This window comes from Actinomycetota bacterium, from assembly GCA_019347575.1.
GTDB lineage: Bacteria > Actinomycetota > Nitriliruptoria > Nitriliruptorales > Nitriliruptoraceae > JAHWKY01.
The window spans coordinates 74721-99986 of record JAHWKY010000018.1 but is presented as its reverse complement, the minus strand read 5'-3'; the positions used below and the strand labels follow the sequence as shown (position 1 = coordinate 99986).

The 25266-nt window shown below is 71.5% G+C and carries 19 protein-coding genes; 10 read left to right on the top strand and 9 right to left on the bottom strand.

The annotated features are described in order from the left end of the window. Positions 1 to 93: 93 nt before the first annotated feature. From KY469_13560 to KY469_13535, 6 genes are all read right to left on the bottom strand, one after another. Entirely contained in the window at positions 94 to 714 is a 621-nt protein-coding gene (locus KY469_13560) for a sigma-70 family RNA polymerase sigma factor (protein MBW3664121.1), read from the bottom strand. A 157-nt stretch (positions 715 to 871) separates the two neighbouring features. Beyond that, positions 872 to 2842: an acetoacetate--CoA ligase gene (locus KY469_13555; protein MBW3664120.1), complete on the bottom strand. Its 1971-nt coding sequence runs from the start codon at positions 2840 to 2842 to the stop codon at positions 872 to 874. Between the two features lie 73 nt (positions 2843 to 2915). Further along, the gene (locus KY469_13550; GenBank protein ID MBW3664119.1) at positions 2916 to 4451 is read right to left on the bottom strand and encodes an NAD(P)/FAD-dependent oxidoreductase; all 1536 of its coding nucleotides are present in this window, start codon (positions 4449 to 4451) and stop codon (positions 2916 to 2918) included. Next, positions 4441 to 6621 (bottom strand): hypothetical protein, encoded by a 2181-nt coding sequence (locus KY469_13545; protein MBW3664118.1) that lies wholly within the window; start codon positions 6619 to 6621, stop codon positions 4441 to 4443. The genes KY469_13550 and KY469_13545 overlap by 11 nt, the downstream gene beginning before the upstream one ends. Then, positions 6621 to 7535: a TIGR03621 family F420-dependent LLM class oxidoreductase gene (locus KY469_13540; protein MBW3664117.1), complete on the bottom strand. Its 915-nt coding sequence runs from the start codon at positions 7533 to 7535 to the stop codon at positions 6621 to 6623. Before KY469_13540 ends, KY469_13545 begins: the two co-directional genes overlap by 1 nt. A 186-nt stretch (positions 7536 to 7721) precedes the next feature. Continuing rightward, the gene (locus tag KY469_13535; protein ID MBW3664116.1) at positions 7722 to 8600 is read right to left on the bottom strand and encodes a dihydrodipicolinate synthase family protein; all 879 of its coding nucleotides are present in this window, start codon (positions 8598 to 8600) and stop codon (positions 7722 to 7724) included. Positions 8601 to 8796: 196 nt separating this feature from the next. Here KY469_13535 and KY469_13530 point away from each other — a divergent pair, with 196 nt between their 5' ends. The 4 genes from KY469_13530 to KY469_13515 all read left to right on the top strand — a co-directional run bounded on the left by KY469_13530 (position 8797) and on the right by KY469_13515 (position 13209). Then, entirely contained in the window at positions 8797 to 10371 is a 1575-nt protein-coding gene (locus tag KY469_13530; protein ID MBW3664115.1) for a molybdopterin-dependent oxidoreductase, read from the top strand. 71 nt (positions 10372 to 10442) lie between these two features. After that, positions 10443 to 11642, top strand: a complete 1200-nt coding sequence (locus KY469_13525; GenBank protein MBW3664114.1) for a sulfotransferase — start codon at positions 10443 to 10445, stop codon at positions 11640 to 11642. Between the two features lie 72 nt (positions 11643 to 11714). Beyond that, positions 11715 to 12197 (top strand): MogA/MoaB family molybdenum cofactor biosynthesis protein, encoded by a 483-nt coding sequence (locus KY469_13520; GenBank protein MBW3664113.1) that lies wholly within the window; start codon positions 11715 to 11717, stop codon positions 12195 to 12197. A gap of 34 nt (positions 12198 to 12231) precedes the next feature. Further along, a complete protein-coding gene (locus KY469_13515) occupies positions 12232 to 13209 on the top strand; it encodes an SDR family NAD(P)-dependent oxidoreductase (protein ID MBW3664112.1) in 978 nt (325 codons plus the stop codon). A 62-nt stretch (positions 13210 to 13271) separates the two neighbouring features. Here the strand turns inward: KY469_13515 and KY469_13510 are convergent, their stop codons facing one another. From KY469_13510 to glpD, 3 genes are read right to left on the bottom strand one after another with little or no spacing between them, the layout of a single operon-like run. Further along, positions 13272 to 14444 carry an MFS transporter gene (locus KY469_13510; protein ID MBW3664111.1) on the bottom strand — a complete coding sequence of 391 codons (1173 nt, stop codon included), beginning with the start codon at positions 14442 to 14444 and terminating at the stop codon, positions 13272 to 13274. Next, positions 14441 to 15205 (bottom strand): SURF1 family protein, encoded by a 765-nt coding sequence (locus KY469_13505; GenBank protein MBW3664110.1) that lies wholly within the window; start codon positions 15203 to 15205, stop codon positions 14441 to 14443. The genes KY469_13510 and KY469_13505 overlap by 4 nt, the downstream gene beginning before the upstream one ends. Beyond that, positions 15202 to 17019, bottom strand: coding sequence for a glycerol-3-phosphate dehydrogenase (gene glpD / locus KY469_13500; protein MBW3664109.1), 1818 nt, complete (start codon positions 17017 to 17019; stop codon positions 15202 to 15204). The genes KY469_13505 and glpD overlap by 4 nt, the downstream gene beginning before the upstream one ends. Positions 17020 to 17126: 107 nt before the next feature. Here glpD and KY469_13495 point away from each other — a divergent pair, with 107 nt between their 5' ends. The 6 genes from KY469_13495 (at position 17127) to KY469_13470 (ending at position 25263) form a co-directional block, all read left to right on the top strand. Further along, positions 17127 to 18911: an N-acetylglutaminylglutamine amidotransferase gene (locus KY469_13495; protein ID MBW3664108.1), complete on the top strand. Its 1785-nt coding sequence runs from the start codon at positions 17127 to 17129 to the stop codon at positions 18909 to 18911. Between the two features lie 46 nt (positions 18912 to 18957). After that, positions 18958 to 20724 carry an N-acetylglutaminylglutamine synthetase gene (gene ngg / locus KY469_13490; GenBank protein ID MBW3664107.1) on the top strand — a complete coding sequence of 589 codons (1767 nt, stop codon included), beginning with the start codon at positions 18958 to 18960 and terminating at the stop codon, positions 20722 to 20724. A gap of 24 nt (positions 20725 to 20748) precedes the next feature. Next, complete coding sequence (locus tag KY469_13485) at positions 20749 to 21903, top strand: osmoprotectant NAGGN system M42 family peptidase (protein MBW3664106.1); 1155 nt, start codon at positions 20749 to 20751, stop codon at positions 21901 to 21903. Positions 21904 to 21981: 78 nt separating this feature from the next. Continuing rightward, complete coding sequence (locus KY469_13480; protein ID MBW3664105.1) at positions 21982 to 22326, top strand: metalloregulator ArsR/SmtB family transcription factor; 345 nt, start codon at positions 21982 to 21984, stop codon at positions 22324 to 22326. A 28-nt stretch (positions 22327 to 22354) separates the two neighbouring features. Further along, positions 22355 to 22846 (top strand): SRPBCC domain-containing protein, encoded by a 492-nt coding sequence (locus KY469_13475; GenBank protein MBW3664104.1) that lies wholly within the window; start codon positions 22355 to 22357, stop codon positions 22844 to 22846. Positions 22847 to 23064: 218 nt separating this feature from the next. Continuing rightward, positions 23065 to 25263 (top strand): response regulator, encoded by a 2199-nt coding sequence (locus tag KY469_13470; protein MBW3664103.1) that lies wholly within the window; start codon positions 23065 to 23067, stop codon positions 25261 to 25263. Positions 25264 to 25266 lie beyond the last annotated feature (3 nt).

Here is a 25266-nt window from a genome sequence, read left to right as displayed (position 1 = left end):
CCCGCGCCGCGACCTCGGTGACGGAGCGGCGGGGCGGGGCGGCGAGCGCTTCCGCGGAAGCGGCGAACTGCTCGCGCAGGTGCTCCTCTATGGTCATCGTCCCACCTCTGGATCCGCGTTCTCGTCCTCGACCGGCTCGAGGTCGGCATCGACGTCCGCCGCGTCACCGGCGTCATCCCGGCCACCGCCACCGAGCTGTCCGCGCAGGCGGTCCAGCGCCCGGGCGAGCCGGCTCTTGACCGTGCCCTCGGCGAGGTCGAGCGCGGAAGCGACCTCGGAGACCGACCAGTCGAGGTACAGGCGCAGCACGAGCACCGCCCGCTGCTCCACCGGCAGCGCCCCGACGGCCGCGTCGAGCTCGGGGTCCGCGAGCCGCACTTCACGGCTCGGGCCAGCACGGTCGACGGCCTCGTCGGCTACCTCACGACGGAGCTTGCGCTGCCACGACCGCGCCCAGTTCAGCCCGACGCGGTAGGCCCACCCGCCGGGGTTGGTGTAGCCGGAGACCTGCGGCCAGCGCTGGTAAGCACGCACCATCGCCTCGTCGGTCGCCTCCGCGGCCAGGGCCCGATCTCGCAGCGTGAGGGCCAGCGCACGGAACACGCGGTCATGCTGGCGGGCGTAGAACTCCTCGAAGCCCACATCGACCGCACGACGCGCGCCCCGCTCCGTCGTCACCGTCACTCCCCGCTCCTGGCCGGTCGGGGCGTACACCCCCGACCGCGCCCTGCCGTTCCCCGCGCCGCCCTTCGCGCGCACTCCCCGCACGTCGTGCCGCCCCGCACGAACTTGAATACTCGGGTACGTCTGAGTGCCTCCAAGTATTCAAGTTCGTGGCCGACCGAGCGCTCACCCTGGCTCGTCGGCGAACTCAGAGGCGCCCCGTGATCTTCACGAAAGCGTCGAGTGAAGCGGGGTTCTGCAGCGCGTCGGGGCTCGCGGCGTCCGAGACGGCCGTTCCGAGCAGGATCTTCTTCACCGGGATCTCGAGCTTCTTGCCCGACAGCGTGCGGGGTACCGCGGCGATCTCGAACACCGAGTCGGGGACGTGGCGGGGCGACAGCCCCTCGCGGATCGCGCCCCGCAACCGCCCCTCGAACTCCTCGGACAGCGCCGCATCGTCACGCAGGACGAGGAACAGCAGCAGGCGGTCGTCGTCGCCCTCGTCGAGGTGGACGACGAGGCTGTCGGCCACCTCGGGCAGGCCCTCAACGACGCGGTAGAACTCCGAGGTTCCCATCCGGACCCCGCCGCGGTTGAGGGTGGCGTCGGACCGGCCGGTGATGACGCACGAGCCGCGGTCGGTGATGCGGATCCAGTCGCCGTGGCGCCACACGCCCTCGAACTCGCTGAAGTAGCTCGACCGCAGGCGCGACCCATCCTCGTCGCCCCAGAAGAACACCGGCATCGACGGCATCGGCTCGGTGATGACCAGCTCGCCCCGCTTGCCGATGACGGGCTTGCCGTCGGCGTCGAACGCTTCGACCTTGGCCCCGAGGCACCGGCACTGGATCTCCCCGGCGTGGACCGGCAGGAGTGGCGACGATCCGACGAACGCGGTGCACAGGTCGGTGCCGCCGCTGACCGACCCGAGCAGCAGGTCGGACCCGACGTGCTCGTAGACCCACGCGAACCCCTCAGGTGACAGCGGGGCGCCGGTCGAGCCGACGCCACGCAAGGCCGAAAGGTCGAAGGAGGACCCCGGCGACAGGCCCTCGCGCATACAGGTGTGGATGAACGGGGCGGAGGTGCCGAAGTAGGTCACGCGCAGCTCCGACGCCATGCGCCACAGTGTCGACAGGTCCGGGTGGGCGGGGTTGCCGTCGTAGAAGACCACCGTCGCCCCGACCAGCAGGCCAGAGGCGAGGTAGTTCCACATCATCCAGCCGGTGGTGGTGAACCAGAAGAAGCGGTCGGCACGATCGAGGTCGGAGTGCAGCGACAGCATCTTGAGGTGCTCCACCAGGATCCCGCCGTGGCCGTGCACGATCGACTTCGGCAGCCCGGTCGTGCCCGACGAGTACAGCACGTACAGCGGGTGGTCGAAGGCCACCGCCTCGAACGTCAGCGGCGCCCCACCCGCGTCGAGCAGAGCGTCCCACGTGAGCACGTCGGGGAACGCCGCGAGGTCGCCGTCGCGATCGAGGAACGGGAGCACGACGGTGTGCTCCAGCGTCGGCAGCCCGTCCCGGATGGCGGCGACCTCGTCGGCGCGGTCGTGGTCACGACCGCCGTAGCGGTAGCCGTCGATGGTCAGCAGCACCTTGGGTTCGATCTGCTGGAAGCGGTCGAGGACCGCGCTGACGCCGAACTCCGGGGCACATGACGACCAGATCGCCCCGAGGCTCGCGCTGGCCAGGAACGCGATCAGGGTCTCGGGGATGGTCGGCAGGTAGGCGACGACGCGATCGCCAGGTCCGACGCCGAGGGTGGCCAGCCCGGCCCGCGCCGCGGCGACGGCGATGCGCAGCTCGGCGTAGGTGAGCTCGATGTCGTCGCGCGATTCGGAGCGGGCGATCACGGCGAGGGCGTCGTCGTCGCGCCGTAGCGCGTGCTCGGCGTAGTTGAGGCTCGCCCCGGGGAACCACACCGTCTGAGGCATCTCGCGGTCGAGCAGGACCTCGCGGTACGGCTCGTGGGCGATCACGTCGAAGTGGTCCCACACCGTGGCCCAGAAGCCTTCGAGGTCGTCGACCGACCAGCGCCACGCCGCGTCGTAGTCGGCCAGCGCGATGCCGTGACGCTCGGCCGCGGCGTCGATGAAGCGGCCCATCGCCGTGCGCGTCCGCGCATCCTCGGGCGGCTCCCACAGCACCGTGCCCTCGGTGACCGGGTGTTCCATGCCGGTGACCCTCCTCGTCACTGTCACGGTAGTCGCCGGAGCTGAGTGCCGACCGAGCCGCTGACCCCGTCGGTCAGCCGCGGTCGGCCAACACCGTCCGCGCCGCGTTGTACCCGGCCGCGCCGGTGACCGACCCGGCGGGGTGGCAGCCCGCCCCGCACGCGTACAGCCCCTGGAGGCCGAGGCGGTAGGGCACGCGATCGGTGGTCACGAAGGTGTTGTCGACGTGGAAGATGTTGCCGCCGGTGATGCCGAACCGGGCCTCGATGTCCGGCGGGGCGAGCGCGTCGGTGTCCACGACCAGCGAGGAGAACCCGGGCGCGAAGCGTTCGACGTGATCGACAAGTCGCGCAACGAACGACTCGCGGTGCTCGTCCCACCCGCCCTCAGGCGCGTTGGGCACCCACTGCACGAACAGGGCCGCGCTGTGGCGGCCGGCGGCGTCCCGCAGCGACGGATCGATGGCCGTGTGCACGTACATCTCCACCGTCGGCCCCTCCGGCACGCGCCCCGACACCGCATCGTCGAAGCAGCGCGCCACCGCACCGAGTGGGTCGTCGAGGTCGGGGAGGAGGTGGATCGTCGCGCCGTGCTGGCCTCGCGGTTCCGGCAGTGACGTGAAGCTCGGGAGTCCCGACAGGGCGAGGTTGAGCTTGAAGGTGGTGCCGGGGCGCGCCGCCCACGTACCGAGACGGTCACCCAGCGCCCCGAGCGCCTCGGGACCGACGAGATCGACCAGGCGGAACGGGTCCGCGTTGACGACCACGGTCGACGCATCCACCTCCGCGCCGTCGGCAGTGGCGACACCGACCACGTGCTCGCCCTCATGGCGCACCTGCGTCACCTCGCGCGCCGTCTCGATCCGGGCGCCGGCGGCCCGCGCGAGCTCCGCGAGACGCGCGGTCACCGTTCCCATGCCCCCCTCGACGACCATCCACGTGCCATCGCTGCCGGGCAGACGGCACAGGTTGTGCACGAGGAAGTTGTGGCCGGAACCGGGCGTGTCGAGCCCGCCGTGCAGCCCGGGGAACGCGTCGGTCACCGCGTACATCGCCACGAGCAGGTCCGAGACGAACCCGAAGCGGTCGAGGTAGTCGGCGATGGTGCCCGACACCAGGTCGGTGTAGACGCGGCGGAGCTCGGGGCGGACGTAGCGTTCGGCGGTCTGATCGACCGGGAGTGGCGGGGCGAGCCACGACGGGGCGATGTCCTCGCGCAACGCGCCGATCTCGGTCTCGAGCTGGTCCATCGCCGCGACGTCCGCTTCGGCGAAGAACCGCCGGAGCTGCTCGCGCGTCGCTGCACGGTCCGAGCCCAGCAGCAGGTGCCGATCGTCGAAGGTGGGTAGGAAGTAGTGCGGGTCACGCCGCCGCAGGGTCAGCTCGAGACCGAGCTCGTCCATCAGCTCCGGCGGCATCGGACCGAGCAGGTACGCCCCGGTCGACGCCCCGACATCCGGCGCCGTCGCGAACGGGTACTCGGTGCGTGCGGCACCTCCGACGACGTCGTCGCGCTCGAGGACGACCACAGCGAGGCCGGCGCGCGCGAGCAGTGTCGCGGCGACGAGGCCGTTGTGCCCTGCCCCGACCACGACGACGTCAGCTGACACCACGCGGCTGCCGTTCCTCGGTCACGCCCACGGCGGCGACCCCGATCACGCCGATAGTGAGCGCCAGAGCCGCGCTGGCCGTGACGTCCTCGGTGGCCGCGGCGAGGAAGGTCAGCAGCGCCGCCACGCCGAACGCGGCGCCCAGCCACGTCGTCACGCGCCGTCGCATCACGCCGCCGAGGAAGGCCACCGCCACGAACAGCACCGTGAACCCGGCTGAGCCCCCGGCCAGTGAGGTGGTGCCGCTGAGTGAGGGGAACGCGTTGGCGACCGCGTACAGGCCGACACCGATCAGCGGCGTCGCCGTCCCCAGGAGGCGTCGCCGGTGGGCGAGGTACCCCAGGCCCAGCGCCACGATCCCGAAGCCCGCTTGCGCGGCGGCAGCGTTGCGGGTGCGGCTCTTCAGGTCGTCGAACGGATCGAACGGCCGTGGCTGCGCTGCTCTTGCGACGGGCCCGTCGGCTGGCAGCGGACCGACCCCGACGCAGCCCATGCGCTGCCGCATCCGCTCCAACGCCTCGACCACCTCGGGCGGGGCATCGGGGGGGATGTCGGGGCACAGCGCCGGGTCGAAGGTCGGGAACGGCACGTCCGTGAACGGGTCGATGGGCGTCGGGAACTCGAAGCCCCCCCGCGTCGGCGGTGTTGGGAACTCGAGGTCATCGGGCACCTCGACCGTTCGCTCCTCGACGACCGTCGACCCGAACATCCCGACCGCCGCGAAGGGCGTGAGCAGCCCCCCGGGGAAGCCGGCGAGTAATGGCAGCGCGAAGACGCCGCCGATCGCGACAGCGAGCGCGACGAGCGCGGCGGTGAGCCCGGCGGTGAGCACAGACGGGCGTCCTCGGGCAGGCCCCCATGCGTACAGCACGGCGTAGACCGCCGCTGCCAGAGCCACGAACAACGCGGCGAGGCCCTCGCTGTCGACCACCTCGACCGCGACCCCGGCGACCGTGATCGCTACGCCGACGATCACCAGCGGCACCCCGGCCATCGCGACGGGACCTCGTCCCGCGACGGTGAGCGACAGCGCCCCGAGCGCGAGGAACACCGCTCCAGCGGCCACGCCGAAGATGCCCGCGTTCACCTCGGCCGCGATCGCGAGCAGGGCGATCCCTCCGACGAGGTAGCCACCCGCCAGCACGCCGAGCAGGTCGGGGACCCGCGGGGACATGCGCTGCACGACCCAGGGGCCGAGCCGCGTCGCGACCGGATCGAGGAAGTCCTCCGCCTCCGCTGGCTCGACCGGTGCGGCCGCCCCGAGCCACTCCCGTGTGGACGGCGTCGCGACCCCGCCGTGGCCGGGACCGACGGTGTCGCCGCGACGTGCCGCGGTGATGGCCGCGGCGCCGAGTCCAGCGGCGAGCAGCAGGAGCACCGAACCCGCCCACGTCGGCGAGTCGATGTTCCCGCCGAGCACAACCACGATCCCCGCGCCGATGCCTGCGGTCCCCAGCCACGCGGTCGCGCGGCGCCCCCGCGCGGATCCGGCGAACAGCAGCGACAGCCCGAGGACGGCGACGATGATGCCACCCGCGGTCTCCTCGAGGCTCGATGCCAGCGTCATCGCGGCGACCACCGCCGCCGCGTCACCGACCGCGACTAGGGGTGTCGCGACGCGTCGCTGTCCGCGCAGGTCCAGACGCCACGCCACCGCGAGGTAGGCCACCGCGACGGTGACCGACACGACGCCGGCACGGATGACCAGCGTCTCCGGTGGCGTGCGGCTGACGGGCACGGTCGGGTCGATCACGATCGCCAGGGCGGTCGCCCACACGCTGAGGGCGATGGCGCCGAGCAGCACGGGTCGCGCCCCCCGACCGAGCGTGAACAGCACTCCCAGGAGAGCCGTGACCACGAGGCCGGCAACGACCGCGCGGCCCCGGGACGGGGCCGCGCCGAGCACGGCGACGACGAGCCCGATCGCCGCGAGCACCGAGCCGGTCGCCGCGGTCGTGATCAGCGTCCGGTGATCGGTCAGTCGGAACACGGCGAAGGCTGGGACGAGGAGCGCCGCTGACACCAGCGCCAGCACGAGGCGATCGAACTCGGAGACGTCGCCCACGAGGACCAGGAGCCCGCCGACGGCGAGTACGGCTCCCCCTGCGGCCGCCGCCTCACGCCAGTCCGGTTCGGGTCGGTCGCCGGCGAGGGGGCTGGCCCAGCGCATCACTTCCCCGCCAGCCGCTCGAGGACGGGAGCGAAGTCGCTCATCCCGCCCTGGAGCGTGTAGTAGGAGATGCCCCACCGTTCGCGCCGCCGCTGCAGGTCGTCAGCGAGCTGCTCGACCGTGCCGATGAGGAAGTGGGGGACCTCGAGCACGGTGCCCGCATCGAGGTCGAACCCCTGCCCGATCCCGGCGGCCGCACCGTCGCGGTCGTCGGTCACGATGACCGCGAACACCAGCGCCTGCAGCTCCAGGTCGTCGAAGCGGTCACCCGCGGCCTCCTGCACCCACTCGATCCGTCGGTCGGTGGCCTCTGCCGACGCGTCGGCGCCGGCGCGGTCGCCGCCGAGGTTGAGGTTGATGCCGACGATGTCGGCCTCCCGCCCCGCTATGCCGAGGATGCGGCGGCCCCCACCTCCGATGAGCAGCGGCGGGTGCGGACGCTGGACCGGCGCGGGGCGCCCTTCCAACCCATCGATCCGGTAGTTATGACCCGAGTGGGAGACGGGCTCCCCGGCGAACAGGCCCTTCAGGATGGTCACTGCCTCGGCCAGCCGATCGATACGGGTGCCGGGCGGATCGAAGGGGATGCCGCTGGTCTCGTAGTCCGAGCTCATCCAGCCCGCTCCGATCCCCAGCTCGAGCCGCCCGTCGGTCAGCACGTCGACCGTAGCGGCGTCGCGTGCGAGCAGGGCGGGATGGAGGAAGTCGTTGTCGATCACGAGCGTGCCGACGCGGATGCGCTCGGTCGCCGCCGCGGCGGCCACGAGTGCGGGGAAGGGGGCGAACTGGTCGCTGAGGTGGTCGGGCAGCACCAAGGTGTCGTAGCCGAGGTCCTCGACCTTGCGGGCGAGCGACGCCCAGCGGTCGCCTGACTCGGCGTTGCGGACCTGGACCCCGAACCGGAACGGCTTCACGTCGTCTCTCCGCTGTCGTCGGTCACCTGTCTGGTCATCCCTCCCCCCTGGAGGGGGGAGGGGCCGGCGTTGCCGGCCTGGGGGGTGCAGCCTGTCTGGTCATCCCTCCCCCCGTGGAGGGGGGAGGGGCCGGCGTTGCCGGCCTGGGGGGTGCAGCCTGTCTGGTCACGCGTCGATCATCCGTGGTCAGGCATCGGGCAATCCGGCGGGCGCCTCCACGCCGGCGTCGCGCAGACGCCGGGTGATCGCTCGTTTCGTCGTGATCCCGAGGGGCTCTCCCTGTCGGACCCGGCTCGACGCGATCACGCCCCGCTGCCTCCACGCCTCCTTGCGCACCACGAGCCCGGTCGTCCCCGACATCGCCTCGAGGCGCAGGTAGGCGCTCGCGGAGAGGTACGCGTCACGTGTCCCGGCGCGGTCGTCGCGACCCCATCGCCTCAGGGTCTGGACCAACCGCTCCGGGACGGCCACGCCGGTCATCGCCCCCACCGATCCGGCCTCGAGCTCCTCGAGTAGGAAGAGCGCCGACAGGCCGCCGAGGGCGGCGACCGACCCCGACGCCACGATGGCCGCGACGAGATCCGGGGTCGGAGGCGCCTCGGCCTTGACTGCGACCGCCTCGACATCGCGCGCGAGCGAGACGACCTCGTCGCGCCGCACGTGGATCCCGGTGGCGGCGGGGTGGTCCTGCACGATGACCGGCGCGCCGAGGTCGGCGACGCGGTGGAGCAGCGGGGCGCGCTGCTCCTCGGGCCCTAGACCCACGAGCACGGCGTCAGCACCCGCATCGATCGCTTCGCCAGCGCTCTGCACCTGCCCCTCGCCGGGAGCTCCCAGGCCGACGGTGAGGGTGAGGCCGGCGGACACGTGCCTCACGAGCTTGGCGACCCGTGCCCGCTCGCCGTCATCGAGCAGGTGGCCCTCGCCCATGACGCCGAGCGCCACGATGCCCACCGCCCCCGCCTCGGCGTAGGCCTCGACGACCGCCGCGGTGCCGTCGAGGTCGAGCGTGCCGTCGTCGTGGAACACGGTCGGCACGACCGCGTGCAGCCCCGGGATCTCCATGCCCGCAAGCCTAGGACACCAGAGTGGGTGCATCCCGACCCGCCTACCGGGTCTGGATGCACACGCTGGCGGGGCGCGCGGCTGAGTGGGTGCAGATCGGCCCGCCTACCGGGTCTGGATGCACACGCTGTGCCCTCCGGAACATCGGGGGTGTCTCGGCAGTTGGACCCAGGGGTCCGAGCCGAGGGAGCCGTGGATGGTCGCACACGTCACCGTGGGGGAGCCGCGACCTGACGGGCGGCTCCGGCCGGCGGTGGCGGGAGCGGTCGGGGTCGGTGTGTCGCTCGGACTGACCGAGCTGCTCGCCGGCATGATCACCGGCGTGCCGTCCGCGGTCTCCTCGGTCGGGACCATCATCGTGGACCGGTCCCCGCCCGCGCTCGAGGACCTCGCGATCTCGATGTTCGGGACGGCGGACAAGGCCGCGCTGGCCGTCGGGACGGTCGTCGTCGCGCTCGCCATCGGCGCCGCGGTGGGGTTGCGCGCCCGGCACAACTGGAACGCCGCCGTGGCCTGGTTCGCGCTGTTCGGGTTCCTGGGGCTCCTGGCGAGCATCGCTCAACCGCTCACGTCGGTGTGGTTGACGCTGCTCGCCGCCGTGGTCTCGGTGGTGGCGGGGCTGGCGGCACTGCGGCGGCTGCTGCGCCTCGCCCCGCCCGAGGCACCCACCGACGGCTTGCCCGGCGATCGCACCCGACGCCACTTCCTCGGGAGCGCCGCGGGGTTGGGGGTCGGGGCCCTGGGCGCGGGGGTGGTCGGCCGCGCGATGCTGCGCACCGGCGGGACGCCCGGCGAGATCGGCGATCTCGCGGTCCCCACGCCGGCGACGCCCGCCCCGGCCGTCCCGTCGAGCGCCGACCTGGAAACGTCGATCGAGGGGCTGACACCGGTGGTCGTCCCCAACGACGACTTCTACCGCATCGATACCGCGCTCGTGGTCCCGCGGATCGATGCCGAGCGGTGGAGGCTGCACATCACCGGCATGGTCGATCGCGAGGTCGAGTTCGACCTCGCGACGCTGTACGGGCAGCCGATCGTGGAGCACTACGTGACCATCGCGTGCGTCTCGAACGAGGTCGGTGGCGATCTGGTGGGCAACGCCAAGTGGGGAGGTGTGCCGCTCCGCGGCCTGCTCGAGCAAGTTGGCGTGCAGGACGGGGCGGATCAGCTGGTGGGTCGCTCGATCGACGGCTGGACCGCTGGCTTCCCGACCGAGCTGGTCTTCGACGGACGTGAGCCGCTGCTGGCGCTGTTCATGAACGGCGAGCCACTGCCGCCCCGCCACGGCTTCCCCGCCCGGCTGATCGTGCCCGGACTGTACGGCTACGTGTCCGCGACCAAGTGGCTCACCGAGATCGAGCTGACGACCTGGGACGGCTTCGACGCCTACTGGGTGCCGCGCGGCTGGGCCAAGGAGGGCCCCATAAAGACCCAGTCGCGGATCGACGTGCCGCGCGACGGCGACAGCTTCCTGGCCAGTGAGCCGTTCACGGTCGCCGGCGTGGCGTGGGCGCCACTGACCGGGATCGCGCGGGTCGAGATCCAGGTCGACGACGGAGACTGGCTCCAGGCCGAGCTCAGCCAGCCACTGTCCGAGGCCGCGTGGGTGCAGTGGCGCGCCGAAGCGTCGCTGCCGTCGCCTGGTTCGCATCTCATCAGCGTCCGCGCGACCGACGGCACCGGGACCGTGCAGACCGACGAGCGCGTCCCTCCGCGCCCCGACGGGGCCACCGGCCACCACACGATCCGGGTCACCGCGACCTCGACCTGACGCCACCGTCCGCGCGGGGCGTCGGTATCACGGCACCCGGTTACGGTGGTACCGGCCAGGAGTCTGACGTCGTGACACCTCCCTCCGCCGCGGACAGCCGCCTGATCGTGGTCGTCGGTGCCCGTCGCAGCGGCACGTACCTGGTGCAGCGGTTGCTGTGCACGCATCCGGACGTGGTCGGCATCCACTCCGAGACCTACCTGTTCTCGCGTGGACTGCCGCCGCTGTTCGAGCGGGTCCACCACGGCTTACCGGCCAGTTTGCGGGTGGGCAGCACCTACGCGGATCGCGAGCGGCTGATCGCCTCGGTGCGTGACCTCTGCGACGAGTTGTTCGCCTCTCACCGTGCCGATCCCTCGCAGTGGCTGGTGGAGCGGACGCCGGAGCACATCCACCACCTCGAGCTGATCACCGAGCTCTACCCCGATGTCCGCGTCGTCCACGTGCTCCGCAACGGCTACGCCGTCGTACGTTCACTGCTCCACCAGCCGTGGGGCCCGACCCGTGCGGTGTCGGCTGCCCGGGAGTGGCGCGACGCCGTGCGTGCCGGTCGGGCGGGAGCCCCGCGCGTCCGCTCCTACGTCGAGGTGCGCCACGAGCAGCTGACGACCGATCCGGTGGCGGCGATGGAGGGCCTGCTCGGGGCGCTCGGTCTGCCGGTCCCCGAGCACGTCCGCGACGCCATCGTGGCCGAGGCGCGCGTCGTCCGCAGCACCCGCGGCGCTCGCGCTGGCGCCGGGACGATGACACGCCGTCAGGTCCGTACCGTCGCGCGCGTCGCAGGCCCTCTGCTCGACGAGCTCGGTTACGAACCCTCCGAGCCTCTCGCCCGTGCGTCCAGACGAGTCGCCCGGGCTGGACGCGTGTTGCGCACGCTCGCGTCGCGGCTGCACCCCCGCCCCGCGGCCGCCGGTGAAGGCGGCGCCGGGTACACACCTCACGTGCACCAGGTCCTGGTCGACGATCTCCTCACGGCGCTGAGGACGGGGGGCCGGCTCGATGGCCTCGTGGCACAGGAGGCGACGCTGCGGATCGTCGGTCCCGGCGGCGGCAGCTGGCGCGGTCCCGGTGCGGTGACCGCGTTCCAGCACGCGCTCGCCGGCGACCCCTTGGTCGATGGCGACTACGTCTCCGCCGACATCCACCCAGGCGGTGGGCTCGTGGTGCTCAGCGCGGCGCTGACCGGCCACGGCGGGGCGGTGGATCGGACGGTGGTCGTGCGCCCATCGGGATCCCACATCGCTGAGTGGTCGTCTACCGTCACCCGGTGACGGCGACGGACGACGCGTGACGTCTCCATCGCACCCGCGGCCTACGCTCACGCTCGATCGTGGAGGTGTGACGTGACCGCGCGCAAGGCAGCGGTCCTGACGGTGAGTGACCGCTCCGCGGAAGGCGAGCGCGAGGACCGCTCCGGCCCGGCGGTCGCGGCGGTGCTGGAGGAGCAGGGGTTCGACGTCGTGCGGGTCCGCGTCGTGCCCGACGACGTCGACGCCATCGCCTCGGCGATACGCGACCTCGCCGGGGGGGCCGCCGTGGTCGCGACGACCGGGGGCACCGGCTTCGCGCCCCGCGACGTCACACCCGAGGCGACCGCCCGGATCGTCGATCGACAAGCGCCCGGGCTGGCCGAGGCGATGCGGGCTGCGGGGCGCCGTTCGACCCCGTTCGCCGACCTGTCGCGGGGGATCGCCGGGACGGTCGGCGACACCCTCGTCGTCAACCTCCCCGGCAGCGAGCGGGGCGCGGTCGAGAGCCTCCGGGCGATCGTCGGGCTGCTACCGCACGCCATCGATCAGCTCCGAGGCATCACCGACCACCACTGATCCTCGACGCCGTCATACCGAAGGGGAGTCCCGCATGCACGCGCTCGTCACCGGTGCGACCGGCACGATCGGCAACGCGATCGCCCGCCACCTCGCCGCCGCAGGACACCGCGTGCGGGCACTCGTTCGCGACCGCGACCGAGCTGCGGACGTCCTGCCCGCGGAGGTGGAGTTGACCGTCGGCGACATCACCGAGGCCGCGACACTCCCCGCGGCGGTGGACGGCGTCGAGGCCGCCTTCCACGCGGCCGGACTACCCGAGCAGTGGTTCCGCGACCCCGGCATCTTCGACCGCGTCAACCACCTCGGCACCGTCAACTTCCTGCGCGCGGCCCGGGACGCCGGCGTGGAGCGGGTGGTGCACACCTCGACGATGGACGTCTTCGCGGCAGGGTCCGATGGGTTCCTCCGCGAGGACCAGCTCGATCCCGAGCCCAAGCACACCCACTACGAGCGGTCGAAGCAGGCCGCGGACCGCGCCGTGCAGCGCTTCGTGGACGAGGGCTACGACGTGGTCCAGACCAACCCGGGGTCGGTGTACGGGCCGAGCCCGAGCAACGTCGGCGCCAACCAGTTCTTCATCCGCCTCTGCAACGGCGACGCCCCGCTGCTCCCCCCTGGCGGTATGTCGGTCGCGGAGGTCGACGCCGTCGCGGCGGCGCACCTCGCCGCTGCCGAGCGCGGGGGGACCGGCGAGCGCTACCTGCTGGCCGACCGATACGCCACGATGCGTGAGCTCGCCGAGGCGACGCAGCAGGTCGCGGGTCTACCCAAGCTCCCACGGGTGGCCCCCGCGTGGCTGCTCAGGGCGGTGGCGAACGTGTCCGCTCCGCTCGCACGCACGTTCGGGTTCAAGCCGCTCATCGCGCCCGGCGAGCTCGAGTTCCTGCTGTGGGAGGCCAAGGTCGACGCGTCCAAGGCGCAGCGCGAGCTCGGCTACGAACCCGTCCCGCTGCTCGAGGGCGTGACGCGCACCATCGCCCACCTGCGCGCCTCCGGGCTGATCCCCTGATCCCGCGCCCCGTCGGTGTACCGGTCCTGTCGGTCGTGACCGAGCCGACCGGCACACGGAACTCAACCGGGGCGCGGGTGATCGGGCTCGGGGACCCACAGGAGCAGCAGCGCCAACGAGGCCACCAGCAGCGCCGCTGCCGCGACGGTGTTGGTCGCGAACCCGCCCCGCTCGAACAGCCACGGCCCGAACCCCGCACCGGCGGCACGACCGATCGACACCGCGAGCACGAGCAGCGCCAGGTAGCGCGAACGGTCCGCCGGATCGACCTCGCTGGCGAGCGGGATGGTGGAGACGATCGTGATCTCGAACCCGAACAGCCCGATCGCCAGCAGCGCGATCCCGACGCCGAAGCGGCCGCTGGCCGCGCCCAGTGCCGCGAACGACACGATCGAGATGACGAGTCCGACGGCCACGGCGCGACGCTTGCCGAGCCGGTCGGTGAACGCGATCGTCGTGCCCTCACCCGCGAGTTCCGCGAGGCCGATGACCGTCGCCACGCCGCCCAACCCGATCAGTGACAGGCCGAAGTCCTCCTCGAGCCACGCCCCGAACACGATGAACACCAGCTCGGTGGCGAGCGAGAAGAGCAGAGCGACCCCCAGGAGGCTGCGGGCTGCCGGCTCCAGCTGGAGCGTCGCCCGTCGGCCAGGCGGTCGCGACGGCCCGGGTTCGAGCACCCGAGCAAGAACCGACAGGGCCACGGCCAGCCCCAGCCCGACGGCGACGAACGGTGCCTGCCATCCGAAGCGTGAGATCAGCCAGCCGGCGGCCGGTCCCCCCAGCAGCAACCCCCCTGCCCACGTCAGCTCGACCGTGGACAGGTACCGCGCGCGGAGGTGGTAGGGGGTGCGGTCCGACAGGTAGGTCTGCTGACCGACGTCGAACGTCGGCTTGCCCAAACCGAGGAACACGAACGCGATCAGCGCGGCGATCAGCCCCGCGCTGATCGATGCCAGCGCCGCGCCGACCACGAGCAGCACCAGCCCGGCGGTGACGACGCGGCGACCCCCGCCGCGCGACCCGACCCCGACGGTCAGCGGCGCGGCGGCTCCGGCGAGGTTGCGGGCCGATACCAGCAACCCGGCTTGGCCCAGCGAGATGCCCAGGCCCCGCGCGATCGCGGGCAGGAAGGGGAACACGAACCGGTGCAGCGTGTTGACGAGCAGCCGGGTCGCGGTGAGGTAGCCCAGAGCGGCGGCCAGTCGCGGCTGCGGGGAACCGTCCTCGCTCACCGATCCAGCTCCGTCTCGAGCTCCGATCGCGGCTCGGGCTCGCTCAGGCGCCGGCGCAGGAAGAACGCGTACGCCACCGCCGCGGTCAGGCCCAGCCCGAACCACTGCAGCGCGTAGCCGAGGTGCGGCCCGGCATCCGGTTGCGGCGCCTCCACTGGGAGCGGATGGCCCTGCCCCTGCGGCGGTGTCTGGGCTGCCAGCTGGAGGTACCCCGGGAACACCTCCGCTGCCGACACCTGCCGGGAGATGCGGTCGACATCGATGCGGAAGACCCGGTCGAGCTGGCCCTGGTCGGGATCCTTCGGGCCGAACCCGGAAGGTCGCTGTGACCGCATGAGCGGCCCCACCACGGTGACCTGTCCCTCAGGTGGTGGTGCGGTCGCGGCACCCGCCTCGCCGATGTCGAGCGGGACCCAGCCGCGGTTGACCAGCACCGCCCCGCCGTCCGTTAGGAGCAGCGGCGTGACGACGTGCCACCCGTTCACGCCCCGGCGTGCGCGGTTGCGGACCAGGATCTCGGCATCCTGCTCGTACACGCCGGTCGCCTCCACCGGCACGAACTCGAACGATCCCGGATCGCCGGTGGCATCCACCTCGCTCAGGGGGATCGGGTCAAGATCTATGCGTGCCGCGAGCCGGTCCGCGTCCGCGCGCGCCTCGTCGTGACGGCGCAGCTGCCACAGGCCGAGCAAGGTGGTGGCGACGAGGACGACGAGGACGCCGACGTGGAGCGGCAGCAGCCGGCGCGAGGCGAGGGTCACGCCGGCGCGTCGTGGTGCCCGCGCGCACCCATGCGGACGTCGGGCGCACCGAGCCGGGCCGCGTCGGCGGTGTGGTCGTCGGGCATCTGCTGCGAGCCGAGCTCGGCCTCGACCCTGGCCTCGTAGTGTTCGATCTCGCGCTTGAGGGTGACGCTGTCCCACCCCAGGACCTGGGCCATGAGGTTGGCCACGTGGTCGGCGGCCCCCGCGCCCCGGTCCCACTCCTCGATCGAGATGCGGGTGCGGCGGGTGAGCACGTCGTCGAGGTGCAGCGCGCCCTCGTGGGACGCGGCGTAGACCACCTCCGCCGCGAGGTAGTCGTCGGCGCCGTGCAGAGGCTCGCCGAGTTCGGGGCGATCGGCGATCAGATCGAGCAGATCGGTGATCGCCGACCCGAACCGATGCAGCAGGTGCTCGACGCGTGCGACGTGCAGCCCGGACTCCGCGGCGAGCTGCCGACGCTGGTTCCACAGCGCGTGGTAGCCGTCGGCACCCAACAGCGGAGTCTCGGCGGTCACCGAACGTGGGACGCGGCGATCCATACCCCGCACGGCGGCTGCGACCGCGTCCTCCGCCATGACCCGGTAGGTCGTGTACTTGCCTCCCGCGACGGTGATCATGCCGGCAACGGTCGGGGCGACGGCGTGCTCGCGTGACAGCGTGCTGGTCGCCTCGTCCTCACCGAAGAGCAGCGGCCTCAGTCCCGCGTACACCCCCTCGACGTCGGCCGGCGTCAGGGGTGTGCGCAGAACCTTGTTCACCTCGGTGAGCAGGTACTCGATGTCGACCCGGCTCGCGGCCGGGTGCGACAGATCGAGGTTCCAGTCCGTGTCCGTCGTCCCGATCAGCCAGTGGCGCAGGTTCGGGGCCGCGGGCCAGGGGATGACGAAGAGCACGCTGCGATCGGTCCGCAGGATGAGACCCGCGTCGGCCTGGATGCGGTCGCGCGGCACGACGATGTGCACGCCCTTGGACGGCCGCACCCGGATGCGGCCGCGGCCGATCATCTGTTGCACCTCGTTGGCCCACACGCCGGTGGCGTTCACCACCATCCGGCCGCGCACGGCGATCTCGTCACCGTGCTCGAGGTCGCGCGTGCGGACCCCCACGACGCGTTCGCCCTCACGGAGCAGCCCGTAGACCCGTGCGCTGGTGGCCAGTGCGGCGCCGTGACGAGCGGCCGTCCGGGCGAGGGCGACGACGAACCGGGCGTCGTCGACCTGGCCGTCCCAGTACCGCACCGCGCCGGTCAGCGAGTCGCTGCGCAGTGCCGGAGCGAGGCGCAGGGCCTTGCGCTTCGTCAGGTGCTGGTGGCGTGGGAGGTCACCGGCTCCGCCCATCGAGTCGTAGAGGGCCAGGCCGGCTCCGACGTAGGCGCGCTCCCAGACGTGGCGGCGCAGGGGGTAGAGGAACGACACCGGCTTGACCAGGTGCGGCGCCAGCCGATCCAGCAGCAGGCCGCGCTCGACGAGTGCCTCACGGACGAGGCCGAAGTTGAGCTGCTCCAGGTAGCGCAGGCCGCCGTGGATCAGCTTGCTGGAACGGCTCGATGTCCCCGCCGCCCAGTCGCGCTGCTCCAGCAGGGCCACCTCGAGCCCCCGGGTCGCGGCGTCGACGGCGATCCCGGCGCCCGTGACCCCGCCGCCGATGACGACCAGGTCGAAGACCTCCTCGCGCATCCGCTGGAGGTCACGCGCGCGCTGGTCTGGGTTCAGCGCAGCGTCGGACACGGGCCCGTTTCCCTCCGGAGACGTCTCGACCCGCGCAGCGTACTGGGGCCGCTCACCTTGACCCGACGCGCTCGCGTGCTCCATCCTGCTGTCCGAAGGGACAGAGCCCGCACGGGACGCGCGACGATCGGCGCGTCACGTTGTTGGACTCGAAGACTTCACCGTCGGCGACCCCGAGGAGGCGTCCCACCGTGTGTGGTTTCGCCGGCGAGTTCCGCACCGATGGACGCCGACCCGACGTCACCACGGTCGAGCGCATGGCCGGGCCGTTGGCCGCTCGTGGTCCGGACGGCTCGGGGATCTTCGCGCAGGGAGCGGTAGCCATGAGCCACCGCCGGCTCAGCATCATCGACCTGTCGGAGCACGGTGCCCAGCCCATGGTCGATCCGCACCTCGGGCTCACGATCGTGTTCAACGGGTGCATCTACAACTACCCCGAGCTGCGCGAGGAACTGCGTGACGCCGGGCACCGCTTCTTCTCCACCTCCGACACCGAGGTGCTCCTGAGGGCCTACGCGGAGTGGGGCGACGGGTGCGTCCACCACCTCAACGGCATGTTCGCCTTCGCGATCCACGAGCGCGACACGGGCCGGCTCGTCCTGGGTCGTGACCGGCTCGGAATCAAGCCCCTCTACCTCGCCGAGACCGCAGGACGCATCCGTTTCGCGTCGACCCTCCCGGCTCTGGTGACCGGCGGCGAGCTCGACACGAGCATCGATGCGGTGGCGCTGCACCACTACCTCACGTTCCACTCGGTCGTCCCCGCGCCCCGCACCGTCCTCAACGGGGTCCGCAAGCTGCCACCGGCCACGCTGCTGACGATCGAGGCGGACGGTGCCCGGGACCAGACCACCTACTGGAAGCCCGACTTCACCCGTGATCCCGACCGGTCCGACTGGAGCGAACGGGATTGGGAGGACGCGGTGCTCGAGACGCTCCGGCGCAGCGTCGAGCGTCGCCTGGTCGCCGATGTGCCGGTCGGCGTGCTGCTGTCCGGGGGGCTCGACTCCAGCCTCGTCGTCGGGCTGCTCTCCGAGGCGGGCCAGCACGGCCTCGAGACCTTCTCGATCGGGTTCGAGGCCGTCGGGGGGCGCGAGGGCGACGAGTTCAAGTACTCCGACGTCATCGCGGACACGTTCGGAACCCACCACAACCGCATCCGCATCGGCAACGAGCGGCTGCTGCCGGCACTGCCGCAGGCGATCGCAGCGATGAGCGAGCCGATGGTGAGCCACGACGTGGTCGCGTTCCACCTCCTCAGCTACGAGGTGAGCCGCCACCTGAAGGTGGTCCAGTCGGGACAGGGAGCCGACGAGGTCTTCGGCGGCTACCACTGGTACCCGCCGATGGTCGATGCCGACGGGTCGGGCGTCGACACGTACGCGCGCGCGTTCTTCGATCGTGGCCACGACGAGCTGCGTCGGCTCGTACGGCCCGACTACCACACGGATCAGGACGACAGCCGTCGGTTCGTCGAGGAGCACTTCGCCCGCCCCGGCGCGGAAACGCCGGTCGACCGCGCCCTGCGTCTCGACACGACCGTGATGCTGGTCGACGATCCCGTCAAGCGCGTCGACAACATGACGATGGCGTACGGCCTCGAAGCCCGGGTCCCGTTCCTCGACCACGAGGTCGTCGAGCTCGCGGCACGCTGCCCACCCGCACTGAAGCTCGCCCACGAGGGCAAGGGTGTGCTCAAGGAGGCCGCGCGCAAGGTCATCCCGAGCGATGTCATCGACCGACCCAAGGGCTACTTCCCCGTGCCCGCCCTGACCCACCTCGAAGGTGAGGTCCTGCAGCTCCTACGGGATGCCCTCAACGCGCCCGAGGCGCACGAGCGCGGGTTGTACCACCGCGGCGTGGTCGACACGTGGCTGGCTGACCCGAACGCCGAGCTGACACCACTGCGGGGGAACAAGCTGTGGCAGATCGGCCTGCTGGAGCTGTGGCTCCAGACGCACGACATCCGACCCTGACGGGGGCTCCGTGACCCGACGACCGCGCCGCGACCAGCCCCGACGGCTGTGGCACGAGCACGCCCTCTCAACGCGTGCGTGGGACACCCCGCCTACCCGTCTCACCGAGGGCATCGAGACCAACGTGACCCTCGAGTGCGGCTGGGGTCGACTCCTGTTCGGTCAGACCTTCGATGACCACGCCGAGCTGGCCGCGGCGCTCCGCGAGGAGGAGCCGGGTCGACGGGACGTCTGCCTCTACGTGCGTGAGCCTCAGGTGCTGACCGCGTTCGCTCCTCAGGAGCTGTTCATCGACCCGTCGGTGACGTTCCGGCTCTGGATGCACCACTACCGCTCGACGGCGGACCCGATCCGCGGTGTGCTCATCCGCAAGCTGCGCAACCGCGAGGACGCCGAGGCGGTGAACCGGGTCTACACCCGTTGCGGGATGGTGACCGCCCCGTCCGACCTGATGTGGGAGAACCAGCTGACCAAGACCTTCACCTACCTCGTCGCGGAGGACGCCGACACGGGTCAGGTGATCGGCACCGTCACCGGCGTCGATCACCACCGCGCGTTCAACGACCCCGAGCGGGGGACGAGTCTGTGGTGCCTCGCGGTCGACCCGCAGGCCGATCGCCCCGGGGTCGGACAGGCGCTCGTGCGTGCGCTGGCCGAGCGCTACAAGGCCCGTGAGGCCGCGTACCTCGACCTGTCGGTGATGCACGACAACGAGCCCGCGATCAAGCTGTACGAGAAGCTGGGCTTCGTGCGCGTGCCCGTCTTCTGTGTCAAGCGCAAGAACCCGATCAACGAGCGGCTGTTCGCCGGCAGCAGCGACGACGTCGACGCGCTGAATCCCTACGCCCGGATCATCGCCGATGAAGCGATGCGGCGGGGGATCGCTGTGGACGTGGTGGATGCGGAGGGCGGCTACCTCAAGCTGTCGCACGGCGGCCGCGAGGTCGTCACCCGCGAGTCGCTGTCGGAGCTGACGACCGCCGTCGCCATGAGCCGGTGCGACGACAAGCGCGTGACCCGCCGTCTGCTCCAGGGCGCCGGCCTGCGCGTGGCGCAAGGGCGTGAGGCGACCTTCGACACCGAGGACGAGGCGTTCCTCGCCCACGTGGGGCGGGTCGTGGTCAAGCCGGCGCGGGGCGAGCAGGGCGACGGCGTCACGGTCGGCGTGACGACACCGGAGGAGCTGCACGCGGCGGTCCGCAAGGCGGCGGAGTCGTGCCCCGACGTGCTCATCGAGGAGCACGTCTCGGGCGACGATCTCCGCATCGTCGTGATCGGGCACGAGGTGGTCGCGGCCGCGGTGCGACGCCCCGCCTCGGTCCGCGGCGACGGCCGCCACACGATCGAGGAGCTGATCGCCAGCCAGAGCCGCCGCCGCGCGGCCGCCACGGACGGCGAGTCACAGATCCCGGTCGACGAGACCACCCTGACCAACATCGCCAAGGCCGGGTACCAGCTCACCGACGTGTTGCCCCGCGACGAGGTGCTCCGCGTCCGGGGCACGGCGAACCTGCACACCGGGGGGACCATCCACGACGTCACGGCCGACCTGCACCCGTCCCTCGAGGCGGTGGCGATCGAGGCCAGCCGCGCGCTCGACATCCCCGTCGTCGGACTCGACCTGATGGTCCCGGCGGTCGACGGCGAGGAGTACGCGATCATCGAGGCCAACGAGCGCCCCGGCCTCGCCAACCACGAGCCCCAGCCGACCGCGGAGCGGTTCATCGACCTGCTGTTCCCCTCGACGCGCGCGCTGCCGCGTGGTTGGGAGCCCGACGCCGCCGAGGGCAACCCGGCCACCCATCATCCCTAGTACGGGTCGGTAGTCTCCCCGGTCGTGACCGTCAAACCGCTGCCGATCGACCTCGACTGGGTGACCGAGGTCATGATCGAGCTGCTGCGTACCCCCAGCCCCACCGGCCGCACCGATCGGATCATGCACGACCTCGGGGCGCTGCTGACCGACCTAGGCATCGAGTTCGAGATGACCCGGCGGGGCGCGCTGCTCGCGGAGGTACCCGGGGATCAGAACAGCCCCGACCGCGCCGTCGTCGTCCACGCCGACACGATCGGTGCCATGGTCGCGAGGATCGATCCGTCCGGCCGGCTCGAGCTGACCCCGATCGGCACGCACTCGGCCCGCTTCGCCGAGGGTGCTCGCGCGACCGTGTTCACGGACCACCCCGACGTGTTCTTCACCGGGACCATCCTGCCGCTGCTCGCCAGTGGTCACGCCTACGGCGAGGCCGTCGACACCCAGGGGATCGGCTGGGATCACGTCAACCTGCGTCTCGACGAGCGGGTCGCCTCAGCCGCAGACGTCGAGGCGCTCGGGATACGCATCGGCGACTTCGTCACGTTCCACACCATGCCCGAGATCACGACGTCGGGGTTCGTCAAGTCCCGACACCTCGACGACAAGGCGGGCGTTGCCGCGGCGCTCGGGGCGTTCAAGGCGATCGTCGAGGAGGACGTGCGCCTGCCGGTGTCCGCCCACCTGCTCATCACGATCGCGGAGGAGGTCGGCCACGGCGCGAGCCACGGCCTGCACGAGGACGTCGCCGAGATGGTGTCGATCGACAGCGCGGTCGTCGCCCCGAACCAGGCGTCCACCGAGTTCGGCGTGACCGTCGCGATGCAGGACATGACCGGCCCGTTCGACTTCCACCTGACCCGCAAGCTGCTGCGCCTGTGTGACGAACACGCTCTGCCGTTCGCGCGCGACGTGTTCAAGATGTACCGGTCGGACATCGCGGCCGCGCTCGAGGCCGGTGCCGAGATGCGCGCGGCGCTCATCGGGTTCGGGGTCGATGCCACCCACGGGCACGAGCGCACCCACCTCGACTCGATCCGCGCGGTCGCCGAACTGGTGACGGTCTACCTGCAGACCGAGCTCACCTTCCGCCAGTGGGACGCCGAACCGCACGGGGCGCTCGAGGACTTCCCGACCCGGGACCAGCCTGCCCCGCAACAGCCCCGCGTCGAGGGCTAGTGGGCCACGAGGTCGGGGCGGCGAGCCGGGTTCCCACGTTCCCGGTCAGGTGCTTGACGGCGATATACCTACAACCATATGGTTGTAAGTATGAAGGTGACGCTGACCTCCGAGCAGGCCGATGAGATCTTCGGCGCGCTCGCCGACGCGACCCGTCGGGACATCCTCCAGCGGGCTATGCGCGGCGACCTCGGCGTGTCCGACCTCGCCGCGCACTACCCGATGAGCTTCGCGGCGGTGCAGAAGCACATCGCCGTGCTGGAGCGCGCGGGGCTCGTGCGCAAGCGGACCGACGGCCGTCGGCGCCTGGTCACGACCGACATGGACGGGCTGCGGGCCGTGCGTGTGCTCATGGACCGTTACGAGTCGCTGTGGCGTCACCGCGCTGACCGCATGCAGGATCTCCTCGACGAGATCCCCTGACCACCGATCCATCAGACAGGAGCGAGCCATGCCGATCACCGATCTCACCCGGGACACCGACGAGCTCACGCTCGAGATCACCATGCACTTCGACGCCTCGGCCGAACGGGTGTGGCGGCTGTGGGACGATCCCCGCCAGCTCGAACGGTGGTGGGGACCGCCCACGTACCCCGCGACGGTGGTCGACCACGACCTGCGCCCCGGGGGTCACGTCAGCTACTACATGACCGGCCCCGAGGGTGACCAGCCCAAGGGCTACTGGCGGGTCCAGGAGGTCGACCCGCCGACGCGTCTCGTCTTCGAGGACGGGTTCGCGGACGACGCGGGCGCGCCGAACGACGAACTGCCCGTGACCATCAGCGAGGTGACCATCGAGCCCGCGGACGGGGCGGGGACCACGATGCGCATCCTCACCCGGTTCCCCTCCGCAGAGGCCATGCAGCAGTTGCTGGATATGGGCATGGAGGAGGGCATCCGCGGGGCGGCGGGCCAGATCGACGCCCTGCTCGCGGAGGACTGACGCGCCGTCGCTCCACTTCGTCCCCGATCCGCCCCGATAGCCATCTGCTGTACTTCGTCCCCCGATCCGGTCGGCTATCCGAGCGATGTGGGTGATGAAGTTGCGAGAAGGCCGGACCCGCGGACGTCCAGGGCACGGAACATGGGCAGGAATGACCACAGACGCGGTCGCATGGTCGCCCGTACGGTGGATTCGCCCTAGCAGTGGAGACGATCTTGATGCTGGCCATGCTCCTGGTCGGCCTGGCCGTGCTGGCAGGCGTGGCGGCCACCCTCGCGTTACAGGTCGCACGGTCCTACGGACGATGGACGTCCGGTTACGGTTCCGCACGCTCTGGAGGCGCGCCACCTCACGGCGACGGTCGTGCTGGCCCCGGTGACGCACCACGACCGGTTGCGGCGGACATCGCGTCGCGGGTGCTCGTCGTCGAGGACGACGACAGCGTGCGTGAGCTGTGTGAGCAGACGCTGGCCGACGAGGGTTACGAGGTCGTGACAGCGGCCAGCGCGGAGGAGGCGCTAGAGCTCCTGTCCTCCGACTCCAACGTCCACGACCCCGGGATCACCATCTTGGAGGTGGGACTCGTCGTCGTGGACCTCAACCTGCCTGGCGCGAGCGGCGCCGAGCTGGCAAAGCAGCTCGTGGAGCGCAACCCCGACGTGACCGTCATGTTGACCTCCGGCTACGACCCCACCGAGTTGGGCCTCCGGCCCTTCCTCGGGACGGGCTGGTCGTTCCCTCCGAGATACTCGATCCAGCAGGACCCGGACGCCGACGGTGTGGAGGTGTCGTTCCTCGCCAAGCCGTTCACCCCCGACCAGCTCCTGGGAGCGGCACGGTCCGCCGTGTCGGAGCGGCTTCGGCACAAGGGCCGAGCCATCGGCATCTGGGACTACGAGAGGGGGTCCGACCCGGACGTCGTGCCGTCTACGAGGTTCTCCCCCGATGGGCGCCCGCTGCGCTCCCGGGTGCTCGTGGTCGAGGACGACGACAGCGTGCGCGACCTCTGCGAGCAGACGCTGGCCGACGAGGGCTACGAGGTCGTGACCGCGGCCAGCGCGGAGGAGGCGCTGGAGCTGGCCGCAACGTTGGACGGGGTGGACCTGCTCGTCAGCGACCTGAACTCGTCGTCGACGCGCGACCTCGCGACGGACGTCGTGCTTGCCGGCACGGACGGGGTGACGCTCGACGAGCTGCTCGCTGCGTGCAAGGTGGTCGTACCGGGTTGGAACCCTCGCCGGTGGCACACCCGGGGGCACGGCGTCGAGGCATCATCCCGGGTTCCCGATGGGGACAAGGTGCTCGAGATCATCAGAGGCAAGAGAACGAGCCGCGGTGGTGGGGGCCCCGAAGGTGGCACCACCAGCGTGCTACTGATGTCCGGGCACGACCCGGCTGACGTCGGGATCGACACGGACGAAGTCGCCTTCCTCGCCAAGCCGTTCACCCCCGACCAGCTCCTGGAAGGGGTGCGCGCCGCGATCACCGACACGAGCAACGCTCGCAAGCGCCCTGGCAGGGTCAAGTACTCCAACATCGTCTTCAGGCACGGGTCGCGAGCGGCGCTGGTCGGGTTCGGGTCGTTCTCGGTGAGCAGGAAGCGACTGGCGGCCGTGACGGCTGCGGCAGGCGTCGCCATCCTGACCGCGGCGGGTGGGGTGGCCCTGGCTCGCGGCGGGGGGGCAGGCGGGGTCGACATGCCGCGGTTCGACATCCTGCCCGGCGTCGCCGCTTCGGAAGTCGACGGCAACGACGGATCCGCGACCGATGCTGCGCCCGAGGCTTGGGACCTCGACAGCGATGGCGAGTACGACGACGCCGAGCAGACCTCCTCCGACACGAACGACGGTGGGAACGAGCGGACCCAGGACCGTGGCCCGGAGCCCGGCCCCACGCCTGAACCAGCGCCGGAACCAGACCCCGAGCCAGAACCAAACCCACAGCCAGAACCGGAACCGGCGTCGGCGCCGGAGCCGGAAGTCTCCCCCGAGCCTTCGCCTGACCGTTCGCCCGAGGTCTCGCCTGACCCTTCGCCGGAGCCCTCACCTGAACCCGACCCGGTGGTCGCCTACTCCGAACCCTCGAAGGACGATCCCGTGCTGGTCAGCTGCTCCGCGGAGCAGCAGGCATCTGGCACGACCACGTACACCGTGGAGTTCACCGTGCAGTTCTCTGGGGGGGACTACGACGTGCTTCCGCGGGAACCGTTCGTGAACAACGACGCCACGATCGAGGTACGCGGCGCAACGCTAACGTGGGACGTGACCGCCACCCACGTGGGGGAACGTGGTGACGGCGACACGTTCGACGTGACCGCTCCTTCGGAGTTCGGCTGGGCAGACCCCGGTAGCGACGACCGCCACCACACCCACCTGCCACCACCCCTGACCGTGTACGCCGACGGATGTCGGCGTTGAGGC

Bases quoted from the DNA above. Each gene is read 5' to 3' on its own strand.
- KY469_13530 (MBW3664115.1), top strand. From the start codon at position 8,797: ATGGTCGCACACGTCACCGTGGGGGAGCCGCGACCTGACGGGCGGCTC.
- KY469_13515 (MBW3664112.1), top strand. From the start codon at position 12,232: ATGCACGCGCTCGTCACCGGTGCGACCGGCACGATCGGCAACGCGATC.
- KY469_13480 (MBW3664105.1), top strand. From the start codon at position 21,982: ATGGTTGTAAGTATGAAGGTGACGCTGACCTCCGAGCAGGCCGATGAG.
- glpD (MBW3664109.1), bottom strand. From the start codon at position 17,019: ATGGAGCACGCGAGCGCGTCGGGTCAAGGTGAGCGGCCCCAGTACGCT.
- KY469_13555 (MBW3664120.1), bottom strand. From the start codon at position 2,842: ATGGAACACCCGGTCACCGAGGGCACGGTGCTGTGGGAGCCGCCCGAG.
- KY469_13475 (MBW3664104.1), top strand. From the start codon at position 22,355: ATGCCGATCACCGATCTCACCCGGGACACCGACGAGCTCACGCTCGAG.
- KY469_13545 (MBW3664118.1), bottom strand. From the start codon at position 6,621: ATGCGCTGGGCCAGCCCCCTCGCCGGCGACCGACCCGAACCGGACTGG.
- KY469_13535 (MBW3664116.1), bottom strand. From the start codon at position 8,600: ATGGAGATCCCGGGGCTGCACGCGGTCGTGCCGACCGTGTTCCACGAC.
- KY469_13470 (MBW3664103.1), top strand. From the start codon at position 23,065: ATGCTGGCCATGCTCCTGGTCGGCCTGGCCGTGCTGGCAGGCGTGGCG.